The sequence below is a fragment of the Bacillus sp. LSHTCR4 genome (assembly GCF_057197025.1).
Genome location: NZ_JBXUNO010000001.1, coordinates 586,265 through 602,100 on the forward strand (window position 1 = coordinate 586,265; position 15,836 = coordinate 602,100).

The window sequence follows — 15,836 nt, forward strand, 5'->3', positions numbered from 1 at the left end:
AGAGGGATGAATAATGCCGACTAACACACAACCCTTCTGCCCTTTTATGGCCAGAGGGGTTTTTATATGATTTCGGCCATCTCCTCTCTCCTGTATAAAGGAGGAGTAGTTTTTGAAAACAAAAACAGATTTTTTGAAAATGAAAGAGCAAGGTGAGCCGATTACAATGCTAACGGCGTATGATTATCCATCTGCTAAGTTAGCGGAAGAAGCTAAAGTTGATATGATTCTAGTTGGAGATTCACTTGGGATGGTTGTGCTCGGATACGATTCAACAGTACCTGTAACAGTAGAGGATATGATTCATCATACGAAAGCTGTACGCCGGGGGGCAAAAGAGACGTTTATTGTAACTGATATGCCATTTATGTCGTATCATGTGTCGCCTCAAGATACGATGGTGAATGCACGCCGCATCGTTCAAGAGAGTGGTGCTCATGCACTGAAGGTAGAAGGTGCAGGGGAAGTGTTAGCCACTATTCATTACTTGACGAATGCGGGAATTCCTGTCGTGGCACACTTAGGCTTAACTCCTCAATCTGTAGGAGTACTAGGTGGCTATAAAGTACAAGGAAAAGATGCTGAAAGTGCAAAAAAATTAATAGAAGATGCGAAGAGATGTGAGGAAGCTGGTGCGATAGCGCTTGTATTAGAATGTGTGCCAATGCAGTTAGCGGAATTGATTTCGAAGCAACTAACAATTCCAACGATTGGAATTGGAGCAGGAAAAAAAGTAGATGGGCAAGTACTCGTTTATCATGATCTTATCTCATACGGCGTAAATCGTGTTCCGAAATTTGTGAAGCAATATACGTCTGTTCAAGAAGAGATTGTGCGAGGAATTTCACAATATGTTACTGAAGTAAAGACAGGGCAATTTCCAGAAGAAATACATTCATTCACAATGAAAGAGGAAGAATGCTTAGCGTTATACGGAGGAAAACAGTAATGAAAATCGTAACTACAGTACAAGAGATGCAGCAAATTACAAATGAAATTCGTACAAGTGGAAAAAGTATTGGCTTTGTCCCAACGATGGGCTATTTGCATGAAGGTCATGCGACTTTATTACGTCAGGCAAGAGAAGAAAATGAAATTGTAGTGTTAAGCGTGTTTGTTAATCCGCTACAGTTTGGACCGAATGAAGATTTAGATCGATACCCTCGTGATATTAATAGAGATGAAAATGTAGCAAAAGAAAACGGTGTAGATTATTTATTTTATCCGAGCGTGGAAGAAATGTATCCATCAGAACAAACGACAACAGTTGAAGTTGTAAAGCGTACCGATGTATTATGTGGCAAACAAAGACCTGGTCATTTTGCTGGTGTTGCGACTGTACTAATGAAACTATTTAATATTACATTACCAACGCGTGCTTATTTCGGTATGAAAGACGCACAGCAAGTTGCTGTCATTGAAGGATTTGTTGCTGATTTTAATATTCCGGTTACAATCGTACCAGTAGATATTGTAAGGGAAGAAGATGGATTAGCGAAAAGTTCTCGTAACGTGTATTTATCACAAGCAGAGCGTAAAGAGGCTCCTCATTTATACCGTAGCCTATGTGTAGCGAAAGACAGAATTGAGGCAGGCGAACGGAATGCAGAAATCATTACAACACTTGTGAAAGAGTATATTGAGACGCATACGCAAGGCACTGTAGATTATGCTGATTTATATGCATATCCTTCACTACAAGTAATGGATAAAATTGAAGGGCGAATCATTTTAGCAATCGCAGTTAAATTTGAAAATGTACGATTAATTGACAATATAACAGTAACGGTTAAATAAGGGGGAGCATCTATGTTTCGCACAATGATGAGAGCGAAGTTACATCGCGCAACAGTAACAGAGGCAAATTTAAATTATGTAGGTAGTATTACAATTGATGAAGATTTAATGGATGCAGTAAATATTGTAGAAAATGAAAAAGTACAAATTGTAAATAATAATAATGGTGCTCGTTTAGAGACATATGTTATTAAAGGAGAACGCGGTAGCGGTGTTGTTTGTTTGAATGGTGCAGCTGCAAGGCTTGTACAGCCAGGAGATAAAGTTATTATTATTTGCTACGGTCTAGTGGCAGAAGAAAATATTCATAAACAAGAGCCTAAAATTGCAGTATTAGACGATAATAATCAAATTATTGAAATGTTAGGTGCTGAAAAAGCGGGCACGATATTATAAGTAAGAAGGCTATCTCTATTACGGAGATAGCTTTTTTGTGCATCTTTTCATTAAGATGAGATAAAACGTGGTATAGTAACATTATATAATTTTGTGTTTGATAGGTAAGAAATTGAGGTGTTACATATATGAGTAAGCGTTATGTCGTTGTGGATTTAGAGACGACAGGGAACTCCTGGAAGGATGGGAAAGATAAAATTACCCAAATTGCAGCTGTTGTAGTGGAAGATGGAGAGATATTAGAGATTTTTTCATCTTTTATTAATCCGAAGAGAGAGATTCCGCCATTTATTACAGAGCTAACAGGGATTGATGAGAGTATGGTTAAGCAAGCCCCGTTATTTCAAGATGTAGCCCCGATGGTTGTTGAGCTATTACAAGGTGCAGCTTTCGTTGCACATAATGTTCACTTTGATTGGAATTTTTTAACGGAAGAATTAAGGCAGGCTGGATATACAGAAATACATTGTCCAAAAGTTGATACAGTTGAGTTGGCGCAAATTCTTTTGCCAACGGCTGATAGTTATAAATTACGTGATTTAGCTAAACGACACGAATTAGAGCATGATCAACCGCATCGTGCGGATAGTGATGCTCTTGCAACAGCGGAATTGTTTTTACAATTTTTAAATGAAATTGAAAAGTTACCCCTTGTCACCTTGCAATCCCTCTATGAATTGAGCGATGTTTTTCAAAGTGATATAGCGGATGTACTTTCTGAAAATATTTTAAAGAAAATGATGCATGGTAAAAAAGCGGCAGAGGGGTATGAAGTGTATCGAAATATTGCGCTTCGAAAGCGGAATTATTCTTTACATCTCAGTGAAACATGTTCATCAAAATTTGATGCTTTCTTGCATAAGACAATCGATAAACTTGCATTGAATATGCCAAAGTTTGAAAAAAGAGAAAGCCAACAGATTATGATGAAGGAAATATATACAGCACTAAGAGATTCTAGGTTTTCACTAATTGAGGCTGGAACAGGAACAGGAAAGACTCTTGCATATTTACTTCCAAGTATTTATTTTGCAACGAAAAAAGAAGAACCTGTCATCATTAGTACCCAAACAGTACAATTGCAACAACAAATATTAGAAAAAGAAATTCCATTATTACAGAAAATAATGCCATTTTCATTTGAAGTAGCTCTTTTGAAAGGAAGAAAGCATTATCTTTGTCTACATAAATTTGAATATGCTTTGCAAGAGGAAGAGAAAAATTATGATATGGCGCTCACAAAGGCAAAAATTTTAGTGTGGTTATTGCAAACGGAAACGGGCGATCGGGATGAATTAAATATTCCTGAGGGCGGAAAGTTACTTTGGAACCGTATTTGTAGTGATGTACATAGTCCAGGCGGGATGCAAAGCAACTGGTATAGTCGTTGTTTTTATCAACGAGCAAAGAATAAAGCATTATTTGCAGATATCGTTATTACAAATCATGCGTTATTATTTCAAGATTTTTCAAGTGAAGAACCACTTTTTGCTTCATGTGAACATATTATTTTTGATGAAGCTCATCATATTGAGGAAGCGGCGAGTAGAACATTAGGTGAACAGTTCTCCTGTATGTATTTTCAATTAGTTTTATCTCGTCTTGGTACGCTAGAAACAGATGATGTACTTTCTAAAGTATATAAAATGATGAAAAAATCAGAGCAAGCCTCTCGTTCAACTTTCCGTATGGTGAGTCATAGTTTGAAGGAGTTGAAATTTGATGCGGATGAGCTATTCCAAATGTTACGTGCTTTTATCTTTAAGCAAACAAAGCAGGAACAAGGGATAAGCAATATGCCACTCATTTATCGATATAACACGGAAGTAGAGAAAGGTAAGTTGTGGGATAGTATTACCGAGTTAACAAATCGTTTTGTATACGATGTAAGAAAATTGTTGACCACACTTGAGAAGCAAGTTGACATATTGCAAAGTAAATTAGAATGGGAGATGCATGTTGTTACAGGTGAATTTATGCATTTAATTGAGTTGTTGAGAAAGATGGAGCAATCTTTACAATTACTCATTTTAGAAAAAAATTCATACGTGACTTGGATGGAGACTGAAACGAAGGGAACAATTCATTCAACGGTTTTATATGCACAGCCTGTTCATATTGGTGAAAGATTTGCGGATGAATTTTTAACACAAAAAAAGAGTGTTATTTTCACATCAGCAACGCTGACAGTAAACGATTCATTTGACTATATAAAAGAAGAGCTAGGTTTACATGACTTTGCTCCAAATACATTACAGGTCCCGTCCCCATTCCGTTTTGAAGAACAGATGAAATTAATGGTTTCAACGGATGTGCCTTTTATTAAGCAAGCAAGTAATGAAGAATATATTGAATCTGTGTCGGCACATATTGCAAAAATAGCAAAAGCTACAGAAGGTAGAATGCTTGTTTTATTCACTTCGTATGAAATGTTGAAAGAAGCTTATACGAATTTGAAAAATGATGAGGAATTGGAAGGGTATTTATTATTAACGCAAAGTGTGAATAATAAGAGCCGAAGTCGTCTCATTCGTAAGTTTCAAGAGTTCGACAAATCAATTTTATTAGGAACAAGTAGTTTTTGGGAAGGGATAGATATACCTGGAGATGCCCTTAGTTGTCTTGTTATTGTCCGCCTTCCCTTTACGCCTCCTCATCAACCGATGATGCAAGCCAAAGGGGAGTGGTTAAAAAATCAAGGAGAGGACGTATTCGCTAAGTTAGCACTCCCGCAAGCAATACTGCGTTTCAAACAAGGATTTGGTCGTCTTATTAGAACAAGTACAGATACCGGGACGGTGTTTGTATTAGATCGTCGTTTGACAAGCTCTTCATATGGGAAACATTTTTTACAATCAATCCCCAATGTCCCGCTCTATGAAGGCCCTTTAGAAGAATTGTTAGAACAATTAAAGGAACGACCAACTGAATAAAATTGGAAGAAAAAATACGCCTGAAGTACATTTAAACTTCAGGCGTAAAAAATGTGGGTAGGAGGAATTTTATTTTTCTTACTTCTTGTATACAAAATGTATTGGTTTTCGACTTGAAACCTTTTTTTGCTGTACATGTCCTGCTATAATAGATGGGTGATGAAGCAGGGGTTGTAAAGAATGTACTCTTATTGTAACCGCATTGCGTTCTTCTATAATTAGAAATTTTTGTGTAACGGAGGAGTTTTTTCATGGATAAGAAAATCGAAGTCCTATCAACGACGCGTATTAAATATACGTCTGACTTGTATAAAATTGTTGATAGTTTGAATCGTACGTTAAAAGAGCAGGACCTCATGTTCGGATTAGCATTAGACGAAAAAGATAAAGAAACAGCTGTATTTACGATTTACAGAACGTAGTGATACAATGAAAAAGTGGATCTTTGCAATCGTTATCGTAATCGTTGCTAGCGGAATATATGGGGCGTATGTTTATAATAAAGCAATGGAAAAGAAAATCCCTAAAGAGGCAAAATCTGTAGAAATTGCAAAAGAAAAAGCAAAGCTTGTAAAAGTAAAATCTGTGGATTATTATAACGGAAATTCTTCATATACAGTCGTACAAGGTGTAGACGAAAAAGGAGAACAAATTATTGTTTGGGTGCCTAATAAAAAAGGGAATGTCCTTGTGAAGAAAAAGAGTGAAGGTATTCCTGAAAAAGAAGCTTTGCAAAAGTTGGCTGAACAAGCTACAGGAAAAGGCGATGAGCCGAAGCCAAAGCCAAAAGAAATTATAAAAGTAAAATTAGGTGCTCAAAATGATATTCCGTTGTGGGAAATTACATATATTGATCAGGAAGATCGTTATACGTATTATTATTTAGAGTTTCAAAATGGGGCTTATGCTGGTCATTACAGCATTGAAAAATAGATGTAGGGGGAACTACAAATGAAATTAGCAAAGCGAGTAGCTGCTTTAACACCATCTGCAACTTTAGAAATTACAGCAAAGGCACAAGCATTAAAAGCAGAAGGTCATGATGTAATTGGATTAGGGGCAGGAGAACCTGACTTTAATACGCCAGAACATATTATGGATGCTGCACATAAAGCGATGTTAGAAGGACATACGAAGTATACACCAACAGGTGGATTACAAGCGTTAAAACAAGAAATTGTGAAGAAATTTACTCGCGATCAAGGAATTGCGTATGATCCGTCTGAAATTATTGTATGTAACGGTGCAAAGCATGCATTATATACATTATTCCAAGTGTTACTTGATGAAGGAGATGAAGTTATCATCCCAACTCCTTATTGGGTAAGCTATCCTGAGCAAGTAAAGCTTGCTGGTGGTAAGCCGGTTTATGTAGAAGGTCTGGAAGACAATGAATACAAAATTACAGCAAAGCAGCTGCGTGAGGCAATTACAGAGAAAACGAAAGCAGTTATTATTAATTCACCGAGTAATCCAACAGGAATGATTTACAGCAAAGAAGAATTACAACAGCTTGGAGAAGTATGTTTAGAACATGATATTTTAATCGTTTCAGATGAAATTTATGAGAAATTAATTTATGGTGGAGCAGAATATACTTCAATTGCCCAGCTTTCTAATGCATTAAAAGAACAAACACTTATTATTAATGGTGTATCTAAATCTCATTCTATGACAGGATGGCGTATTGGATATGCAGCAGGAAATAAGCAGCTTATTAAAGCGATGACGAACTTAGCAAGTCATAGTACGTCAAACCCTACTTCAATCGCTCAATACGGCGCAATCGCGGCATATGCAGGCTCACAAGAACCTGTAGAAACAATGCGTCAAGCATTTGAAGAGAGATTAAACATTATTTATGATAAATTAATTCAAATCCCTGGCTTTACTTGCATTAAACCACAAGGTGCATTTTACTTATTCCCTAATGTAAAAGAAGCAGTAGCTTTATCAGGATACGAAACTGTTGATGATTGGGCAAAAGCTCTATTAGAAGAGGAAAAAGTGGCTCTTGTACCAGGTACAGGATTTGGTGCTCCAAATAACGTTCGTTTATCATATGCGACATCTCTTGAACAAGTGGAGAAAGCATTAGAACGCATTCATACGTTTATGAAAAGTAAAGTGCAAGCTTAATTGTATATTTTATTAATGTAATACAAAAAACCTTCCTACATAATAGGGAGGTTTTTTTGACGAATTGTGGCAAAAAGAAATAGCGAAAGGTGTGTTATACTAGAGAGCGAGGTGTTTGGTGATGAAAAAGAAAATGATGTTACAGTGGTTTGAGCAGGGAAGCATTGCAATTCCAAAATTACTTATGATGCATTATAAAAAATTAGGGTTAAATGAAACGGAATTTATGGTTGTACTTCATGTACATACATTTTTAGAATCGGGCAATTCGTTTCCGACTCCGTCAGAGATTTCAGAACGGATGACGATTACCGAAATGAAATGTATGGAAGTCATTCAGACATTGATTCAAAAAGGTTTTTTATCACTAGAAGGTGGACAAAAATCAGAAGCGATGATGTGTGAAAGTTATTCTTTACAACCGCTATGGGAAAAAATATTGCATTTCTTAATGAATGAATCAATAGAGGAAGAACAAAAAGAAATAAAGCAACTGCAAGTAAATTTATATACAGTATTTGAAAAAGAATTTGGAAGACCGCTCTCTCCATTTGAATGTGAAACGTTGGGAATGTGGGAAGATCAAGATCAACATCATCCGAATTTAATTCAAGCGGCCCTCAGGGAAGCTGTAATGAGTGGTAAGCTTAATTTCCGATATATTGATCGTATTTTATTTGAATGGAAAAAGAATGGTATTAAAACAGTAGATCAAGCCCAAAACCAAGGACGGAAATTTAGAGCAAATCAACAACGAACGCAGCAAACGACAAAACAAGAGACGAAATTTACTGGGAAAGTGCCTTTTTATAATTGGTTGGAGCAGTAATGTAGGAGGAAGTATATGTTAAATAAAACGCAAATCCGCTATTGTTTAGACACAATGGCGGATATGTATCCAGAAGCACATTGCGAATTAATTCATGATAATCCATTTGAACTAGTAATAGCGGTAGCATTATCTGCACAATGTACAGATGCACTTGTAAATAAAGTAACGAAAAATTTATTTCAAAAATATAAAACACCAGAAGATTATTTAAGTGTTTCTCTAGAAGAATTACAACAAGATATACGTTCTATTGGATTGTATAGAAATAAAGCGAAAAACATTCAAAAATTGTGCCGGATGTTGCTGGATGATTATAACGGAAAAGTTCCAGAAGACCGTGACGAGTTGACGAAATTACCAGGAGTAGGGAGAAAAACAGCAAATGTAGTTGTTTCGGTAGCGTTTGGTATTCCGGCAATTGCTGTTGATACTCATGTAGAGAGAGTGAGTAAACGGTTAGCGATTTGTAGATGGAAAGATTCGGTGTTAGAAATAGAAAAGACATTAATGAAGAAAATTCCGATGGATGAATGGAGCGTTACACATCACCGTATGATTTTCTTTGGACGTTATCACTGTAAAGCACAGCGACCACAATGTGAGGAGTGCCCTTTACTAGAAGTATGTCGTGAAGGAAAAAAGCGAATGAAGGGGAAATAAAGGATGGAGCGAGTTATAGAAATACCGAAAGAATTTCGATGCTTACCATTTTTTAAAGAAAGTATAAATTCGATTGCATATTATACAGAACAGTCTTTTGAAGAAACAATACAAAATACTTATTTTATATATGATATGGAAAGACAATATGAGCCGTGGAATGAAATTGAAAATAGTATTCCAGTACTATTGAATGTATGGAAAAGTAAGCATGAAGACATTGCGACACTATTTCGAAACAGAAATAAGCAAGAAGCTGAAGGCCCAATGATTCTTTTTGCAGCGCATTTGTTATCAATTGTATATTGGCTAAACGAGCAACCTGTTCATTGTTTGAACAAAATGGCAGATTACACGAGTAAGTTGGAAGTACAACCAGTTAATTTTATAGAGCGATATTCGTTCATTATAAAGAAACCGAATAATTATCATTCTTATATTCAGTTAGCACAGTTGTATATTGAAATAGAAAAGCTATATGTAAAGAAAATGATAACAAAAAAGAAGTCCTTTTCTCGTTAAGAGAAAAGGACTTCTTTTTTGTATTAAGACTCTGTTGTAACAACATCTCCGTCTGCGTGTGGTGTATCTTCGCCGGTATTTTGTTGTTGCTGTTCTTGTTGTTTCTTAGCTTCTTCTTCAGCTTTTTTTCTAGCTTCCTCTTCAGCTTTCTTTTGAGCCTCTTCTTGCTGTTTACGTTGTTGTTCTTGTTGTTTCTTAGCTTCTTCTTCAGCTTTTTTTCTAGCTTCCTCTTCAGCTTTCTTTTGAGCTTCTTCTTGCTGTTTATGTTGTTGCTCTTGTTGTTTCTTAGTTTCTTCTTCAGCTTTTTTCTTAGCAGCTTCTTCTTGTTTTAATTTATCTTCATTAGTCTTTTTCTGAGCTTCCTCATCGGCTTTTTTCTTAGCTTCTTCTTCAGCCTTCTTCTTAGCAGCCTCATCTTCAGCTTTCTTCGCGTCTGGAGTTCCTCCAGGCGCAGTGAAGGATGCACCAACGGCCGGGCTTGTTCCAGTACCTTTTTTCGCTACTACAGAGAAGCTATAAGTAACACCTGGTTTAATACCACCAAGAGTAGCTGTCGTACCTTTTATTGATAAACTACCGCTTGAACCGTCAGTCGCCTTATAGCTTGCTGCATAAGCATCAACTTCTGCTGGTCCAGACCAGTTTAGTGTAACTGTGCTAGCACCATCGAAAGTGACATTAAGACCACTAGGTGCATCGACTTTAATTTGTTTCACTGCATCTTTCTTAGCGCCTTTTACGTACAATTCACCATTTAATTCTTGTACAGAAGAAGGGCGTTCGAAACGAGTTTTATCTGTAGCGAATTTGCTCATCATTACTTGGAACATTTGTTGCGCAATTCTAGTAGAGCGATCGCCAATGTAATTTTCTGGACCGTCTTTTTCGTAACCAGTCCAAACAGTCATAGTATATTGCGGTGTATATCCAGCGAACCAGCTATCCCTGTTTGCATCAGCTGGAATACCATATTTTTTAATAACATCTTCATCAAAGTTTTGTGTTCCTGTTTTACCGGCTACATCAACACCTGGAACGTATGCCGTTGCACCTGTACCACCAGAACCGGGTTTTACTACGTCACGAAGAACGTCAGTCACCATGTAAGCTGTGTAGTCTTGCATCGCACGTTGTTCTTTCGGTTTAAAACTTTTCTTTTTCCCATCTGGGAAGATAACTTCTTTTACGAAGTGCGGTTTATTGTAGTTCCCACCATTACCAAAGGCTGCGTATGCACCCGCTAATTGTAATGGAGAACTATCGTTACTACCAATTGCCGTTGATTCATATGCTTTGCCGTCTTTAAATGTCATACCTAATCCTTCAGCAAACGCTTGAGACTTAGGAATACCAACCGCTTGGGCTGTTTTTAAAGCTGGGATGTTTAATGACTTTTTCAAAGCTTCACGTAGTGAAACGTCACCTTTGTAACTATTTGTTGCATTTCGTATTTTTTTACCATCGGAATACGTATACTCTGAGTCATTTAATTGATGGTATGTAGACCATTGTAAATTCTCAATTGCTGGTCCGTAGTCGAAAATTGGTTTCATTGTTGAACCGACTTGGCGTTTTAAATCAGTGGCCATATTATGACCTTTGAAAGTAGACTTACTTCCTTTACGCCCAGCTCCAATTGCTCGAACTTCTCCAGATTGTGTATCCATAAATACGAACGATCCTTGGAATTGATCGTTTGGATAATTAATAAGATTGCCATCCATAATTTTTTCAGCATAATCTTGAGCATCTTGATCAAGTGTTGTATGAATCGTTAAACCATCTGAGCCAATATTTACATCAGGATATTCTTTTTCAACTTCTTTTACAACAGCATCTAAAAATGCTTGATACTTCATCTCAGTTATTTCTGAAGACGGTTGAAGCCCCTCTGTTACTGGGATCTTAACTGCGTTATTCATTTCTTCTTTTGTTATATAACCATGTCGATTCATTAATGATAATACGACGTTACGACGTTGTGTAGCTCGTTCAACGTTGTCTGGTTTTGTTGGATCATAAATATTAGGACCTTGGGGTAAACCTGCAAGCATTGCAGCTTCATGTAATTGCAAGTCTTTTAAATCTTTACCGTAATATTTTTGCGCTGCTGTCGCAATACCATATGAACGGTTACCCAAATTAATCTTATTTAAGTACATTTCTAAAATCTCATGTTTAGAGTATTGTTGCTCTAATTTATAAGATAAGTACCATTCTTGTACTTTTCTCTTTGCAGTTTTGTCCATCGTTAAAAAATAGTTTTTAACTACCTGTTGTGTAATCGTACTACCACCTTGAGATCCGAATCCTCCAGTGACATTTTCCATAACTGCTTTTGTAGTTCGTTTAAAATCAATTCCATTATGATCATAGAAACGTGAATCCTCAGTTGCAAGGAATGCATTTTCAACTACTTTTGGAATTTGATCATACGTAACGTGGGTTCGTTTTTCAGCACCGTATTCATAGAAAAAGTTCCCATCCTTATCAAGAAACTTTGTTGATAAAGGATTGACAAGTTTAGATTTGTCTAATTTTGGAGCGTCCTTCACCATAACAAAGAAAGCGGAAACGCCAGCTACAAGACCAACGATACCAAGAAGTAGACAACCTATAAGGAATTTTTTAAAAAAGGAGCCTTTTTTCTTTGGTTTTTTCTCTGTATTTGTTTCTTCCTTTTGATTTTTTACATGATTTCGTTCTGTACGAGAACGATAATTATCTGACATTATACTTTCTCCTACCTTTCATTCTCTCCCCAAAAGTCGAAAAAAGAGCCTTAGTGATGACTCTATCACGAAAAATAAACCGTGTCTAGTACACGGATATAATCAATCCGAGGGTGATAACCGCATGATAATAAAGACCCATGCTCTACTATTTCTTCTTTCGTAATCGATTTTCGTCCACCAGTATTTTGACGATTCCAAAATGCAATAATATATTTTGCATCTAATAAATAAAGTTCATCAAAAAGTGTAAATTTAATAATAACAAATGCAATTCCATTATGAGCAATTACTTGCTTCATATGTTCAATTTGATGAAGGTGGAAGTTTTGAAGTGGAAAGCTGGTTTTATTTTTTGTTTCTTTCGCTTCAAAATCGATGTATTTCCCTTTATATACACCGTTGTAATCTGTTGTAGAAGGCTGTTTAAAATACGCTTCTTTTACCACTGCAGCACTTCGAGCGGGGTAATCTACTTTTACAATTTGAAGAGGTGTAGGTTTTTTATGTACACATGCAATATTATGGGTTAAGTAATATTCATTTGTTTCATTCAATTCCTCTTCAAGGGACATACCTCTGTTACTATAAGTATGTTTTTTAATTGGTGTTTTATGAGGTTGTGAAGCTTGATTGTACCGTTTTCCATTTGGGTAACGAATGGTCATAGCGTGTCCACTCCCAACTTGCTAAGAATTACTTACAAAGGTGATTATAACAAAAAATGAAAAAAGATGTGACCTTTTTGAAGAAAGGTATGATGACTTATTCATGTTTACATGGAATAATTATGAAAAAATTAAACAATATCGTAAAAATATGGTCTGTACAGAAGAAGAAAAAACAATGGTTTACAACATGAAGAGGGAAATAGAAATAGCTAATATGGATAACATTTCTCGAACACAGTCTTATCAAGACTATTATGTAAGAAATAGTGAAATTAGGTGGGCTTTTTTAGCGAGTATGGTCTCGAGAAATGCGGGGTGGAATATGACTGATTTAAAAGGGAGGTATTATGCTACTGTTTTACCTCAAACAGTAAAAAAACATTTGTTTTTGACTTATGAAGAAGCAAATTGGATTATTTTTTTAGATGCATTTCCTCAGCTGTTGTTATACGAAGAAAGTAAGAGGAGGCAGGTGCCACTATTCCATTTGTTACAATATTTCAACGTATCAATTTTTATGGAAAAAGAATGGATATATTTTTGGGAGAAAAAAGATATAAATAGGCTTATGACGGCGCTTATTATAAATGAACAAAATAAAATTCAAAAACCAGTTATTGAGAATGCATATTTTAAAAAACATGTATTTCATACAGCCCTTTTTAAATTGCAAGAAATGCTTCATGTTAGTGCTGTTATTTTTCCAACCGTTGAAGGGAAGATGTATGGTTTTTCAGTTTATCAATTTGAAACGTTGCAAAAGCGTATAGAACTAGGAAAGAAATTAGCAGCGTTACTATTTCATCCAAATTATAAAAGTTTATTTCATAGGTTTGCATTGCAAACTAGACATACAGGATCGAGAGCAGATTATGAATATTATGTAGGAGAAGCTAGAAAATCTTGTACGCCAACCCTTAGACAAGCTTATCCTGTTATTGCACATAATGAAATAAGTATGAGAGATTGGTTTTGTAGAGATACGGAAATAAATGAACTATTTTTACCAGTAGAGTATAAGGGTGAAGTTGATATAACAGAATGGTATAAAAGAAAGAGGGAGCAAATTTATGTTGCTTCTATCATAAATCGTTTTGTTAAGAGGATGGATGAGTTCGTGATATAATTAAAAAGAAGTCCCGTCTTCATTTATGAAGACGGGACTTCTTAATGTGAAGTAATCCTGCTATGCGTGATAAACATTTAATCTCAAAATGTAATGGATATAAGAGATTAAGGAAGTTTCACTTTACCCCCAATGATTAAAGTTTCACTTTATGTAGCAGGGAAGTTTGGACCATCTAATTTTGGATTGCCAGTTTCGGGTTTATTTTGTTTGTTTTGTTTTTTCTTTTTTTCGTTTTTGTTCTTTGTCATTTTCATGCACCTCCTTTTTGTATTGTTACCATTTCTATAAATGACATACAAAATGATTTCTTTGACGAATAACAACTAGTTTTGTCATGTGGGCAGGAGTGAAGAATCATTCGGCGAAATTACATGACAAAGGAAAAGCAAAGAAGGAGGCGTTTTGTATATGGCGATGGTTCAGAAGGAAGATGTAATGAAAACAATGGATCAAATGTTAAGTTCTCTCGATTTGCTGGAAATGAATATAGGGATTAGAATGAATCATGCATTAAAGGATAAGAGTGAAAAAATATGCAACAAGATAGAAATAACAGAAATGCATATTGAGCATATGGAAAATAAATTAGTGCATCACGAAGAAAAAGGGAATTGGGTGAAGGCATTTCAAAACGTCGTAGTGAGTGCATAATAAGGTGGGAATAAAATGAAGTATGAGGCATTAATACAGTCTTCGGAAAAACTTATGCAACATAATAATGAAGCAAATGTGAAAAAAAGAGAAATGATTGAATACGATTTTTATAAGGATATGAAACCGTTTGTAGATATGGTAGATGAGGAATTAAAGGTATGGAAAGAATTGGCTTATGAATGGATTAAGGAAGAAAAACCGAAGTATATACATGTACAGCAAATTGATCAAGTGTACGATAATTTACAAACAAATGTGTTGCAATGTTTTGTAAATAAAGGTAAGGGCAAGCGATTCTTTGAAACGCATCAAGCCATTTCGTATACTTTGCAAAATATAATGGAGCAATGTAAGTAACAAGAGGGGAAACCCTCTTGTTTTTTATGCTTCTGTCATTGTTGAAGGCTTTGTTGCACCGTTTATTTCTAATTCTTTTATTAATGTTCGGTAATCTGAAATACATATTTTTCCTTCGAGATACCAATGTCTCGCAAAGTCTAACAATTCATTTACATTCTCTGTGTAATACCCCTTTTTTTGAGAAAACGCTTGTTTTAAATCCCCTAATACCATGTTGATTCCTCCCCCATGAGAATCTTCTTCTTCACTATCATAGCATGGAAGGGTTTTCTTTTTTAATTTTTTAAAAATTTAAACTTCCGACAAAAATAGACAGATACTCCGTCACACAAATTATTTTACAAGTACATATTATATATGTAGAAACTTATGTGAAGGAGGAGAGAATGCATGTTTCAACAATCTAACGTATATCAGCAATCCAATCCATATGCACAGCAAAATATGTACCAATATAATACGGATACATATTTACGTTATAATATGTATCCTTTCGAACCTCATTATGGAAATCAAAATTATTACCAGCCATTTGAAGTGTCGTTTATGAATCAACCGCAACAACCGCAGCAACCTTATATGAATCAACAACCGCAGCCCTATATGGATCAACAACAGCAACCTTATATGAATTCACAATACTATATGCCACCACCATCTCCCTATAATCAACAAGCGATGTTTTATCCACCAAAACAACCGTATCCGACACAAAATAAACAAAAGCAACAGCAACAACCAAGTCAATTTTCTAGTTTTGTTTCCCAATTTAAAAATTCAGATGGTAACTATGATGTAAATAAAATGATGAACACAGCTGGACAAATGATGAATGCGATGAATCAAGTGACAGGTATTGTAAAGCAAGTTGGAGGTTTTTTCGGTAAGTAATTTTGGAGGGTTGTCTATAAAAAACATTGTATATGAAATAAAGACTAGACAAATTTCCTTAGAATAAATGGGTATATATAACAAGCGGCTTACCCTCTTTTCTCATACTGTAAAGTGTAA

18 protein-coding genes are annotated in these 15,836 nt (G+C 35.6%); 14 read left to right on the plus strand and 4 right to left on the minus strand.

Translation table 11 applies throughout. The features are described from left to right. Positions 1-112: 112 nt before the first annotated feature. The 10 genes from panB to AC2CGR_RS03105 all read left to right on the plus strand — a co-directional run bounded on the left by panB (position 113) and on the right by AC2CGR_RS03105 (position 9,279). A complete protein-coding gene (gene panB / locus AC2CGR_RS03060; RefSeq protein ID WP_087964764.1) occupies positions 113-949 on the plus strand; it encodes a 3-methyl-2-oxobutanoate hydroxymethyltransferase in 837 nt (278 codons plus the stop codon). Continuing rightward, complete coding sequence (gene panC / locus AC2CGR_RS03065; protein WP_000707005.1) at positions 949-1,797, plus strand: pantoate--beta-alanine ligase; 849 nt, start codon at positions 949-951, stop codon at positions 1,795-1,797. Before panB ends, panC begins: the two co-directional genes overlap by 1 nt. A 12-nt stretch (positions 1,798-1,809) precedes the next feature. Further along, positions 1,810-2,193 carry an aspartate 1-decarboxylase gene (panD, locus tag AC2CGR_RS03070; protein ID WP_000490177.1) on the plus strand — a complete coding sequence of 128 codons (384 nt, stop codon included), beginning with the start codon at positions 1,810-1,812 and terminating at the stop codon, positions 2,191-2,193. Between the two features lie 128 nt (positions 2,194-2,321). Continuing rightward, a complete protein-coding gene (gene dinG, locus AC2CGR_RS03075) occupies positions 2,322-5,126 on the plus strand; it encodes an ATP-dependent DNA helicase DinG (RefSeq protein ID WP_087964766.1) in 2,805 nt (934 codons plus the stop codon). A gap of 251 nt (positions 5,127-5,377) precedes the next feature. Next, on the plus strand, positions 5,378-5,548 hold the full coding sequence (locus AC2CGR_RS03080; RefSeq protein ID WP_000358353.1) for a YpmA family protein: 171 nt from the start codon (positions 5,378-5,380) through the stop codon (positions 5,546-5,548). Between the two features lie 7 nt (positions 5,549-5,555). After that, complete coding sequence (locus AC2CGR_RS03085) at positions 5,556-6,059, plus strand: cell wall elongation regulator TseB-like domain-containing protein (RefSeq protein ID WP_000758750.1); 504 nt, start codon at positions 5,556-5,558, stop codon at positions 6,057-6,059. A gap of 18 nt (positions 6,060-6,077) precedes the next feature. After that, entirely contained in the window at positions 6,078-7,265 is a 1,188-nt protein-coding gene (gene aspB / locus AC2CGR_RS03090) for an aspartate transaminase AspB (protein WP_000761545.1), read from the plus strand. 121 nt (positions 7,266-7,386) lie between these two features. Then, a complete protein-coding gene (gene dnaD / locus AC2CGR_RS03095) occupies positions 7,387-8,094 on the plus strand; it encodes a DNA replication protein DnaD (protein ID WP_000728549.1) in 708 nt (235 codons plus the stop codon). A gap of 15 nt (positions 8,095-8,109) precedes the next feature. Next, positions 8,110-8,757 (plus strand): endonuclease III, encoded by a 648-nt coding sequence (gene nth / locus AC2CGR_RS03100; RefSeq protein WP_484480493.1) that lies wholly within the window; start codon positions 8,110-8,112, stop codon positions 8,755-8,757. A gap of 3 nt (positions 8,758-8,760) precedes the next feature. Then, positions 8,761-9,279, plus strand: a complete 519-nt coding sequence (locus AC2CGR_RS03105; RefSeq protein WP_033692812.1) for a YpoC family protein — start codon at positions 8,761-8,763, stop codon at positions 9,277-9,279. Between the two features lie 23 nt (positions 9,280-9,302). Here AC2CGR_RS03105 and AC2CGR_RS03110 read toward each other — a convergent pair whose 3' ends face one another. Both AC2CGR_RS03110 and recU read right to left on the minus strand, forming a co-directional pair. Next, positions 9,303-12,011 (minus strand): PBP1A family penicillin-binding protein, encoded by a 2,709-nt coding sequence (locus AC2CGR_RS03110; RefSeq protein WP_484480494.1) that lies wholly within the window; start codon positions 12,009-12,011, stop codon positions 9,303-9,305. Positions 12,012-12,076: 65 nt separating this feature from the next. Continuing rightward, the gene (gene recU / locus AC2CGR_RS03115) at positions 12,077-12,679 is read right to left on the minus strand and encodes a Holliday junction resolvase RecU (RefSeq protein ID WP_000155595.1); all 603 of its coding nucleotides are present in this window, start codon (positions 12,677-12,679) and stop codon (positions 12,077-12,079) included. A gap of 103 nt (positions 12,680-12,782) precedes the next feature. Between recU and AC2CGR_RS03120 the strand changes: the two genes are divergently transcribed. Next, a complete protein-coding gene (locus AC2CGR_RS03120) occupies positions 12,783-13,808 on the plus strand; it encodes a DUF2515 domain-containing protein (protein ID WP_087964994.1) in 1,026 nt (341 codons plus the stop codon). 149 nt (positions 13,809-13,957) lie between these two features. Here the strand turns inward: AC2CGR_RS03120 and AC2CGR_RS03125 are convergent, their stop codons facing one another. Then, on the minus strand, positions 13,958-14,134 hold the full coding sequence (locus AC2CGR_RS03125) for a hypothetical protein (protein ID WP_002020884.1): 177 nt from the start codon (positions 14,132-14,134) through the stop codon (positions 13,958-13,960). An 85-nt stretch (positions 14,135-14,219) separates the two neighbouring features. Between AC2CGR_RS03125 and AC2CGR_RS03130 the strand changes: the two genes are divergently transcribed. Together AC2CGR_RS03130 and AC2CGR_RS03135 are read left to right on the plus strand one after the other, a co-directional pair. Then, entirely contained in the window at positions 14,220-14,462 is a 243-nt protein-coding gene (locus AC2CGR_RS03130) for a hypothetical protein (RefSeq protein ID WP_001252039.1), read from the plus strand. 15 nt (positions 14,463-14,477) lie between these two features. Further along, complete coding sequence (locus tag AC2CGR_RS03135) at positions 14,478-14,822, plus strand: YppE family protein (RefSeq protein ID WP_000872961.1); 345 nt, start codon at positions 14,478-14,480, stop codon at positions 14,820-14,822. 24 nt (positions 14,823-14,846) lie between these two features. Here AC2CGR_RS03135 and AC2CGR_RS03140 read toward each other — a convergent pair whose 3' ends face one another. Next, positions 14,847-15,038, minus strand: a complete 192-nt coding sequence (locus tag AC2CGR_RS03140; RefSeq protein ID WP_000242660.1) for a YppF family protein — start codon at positions 15,036-15,038, stop codon at positions 14,847-14,849. A 177-nt stretch (positions 15,039-15,215) separates the two neighbouring features. On the opposite strand from AC2CGR_RS03140, the gene AC2CGR_RS03145 reads away from it, so the two are divergent. After that, positions 15,216-15,716, plus strand: coding sequence for a YppG family protein (locus AC2CGR_RS03145; RefSeq protein ID WP_000487702.1), 501 nt, complete (start codon positions 15,216-15,218; stop codon positions 15,714-15,716). Positions 15,717-15,836: the final 120 nt, after the last annotated feature.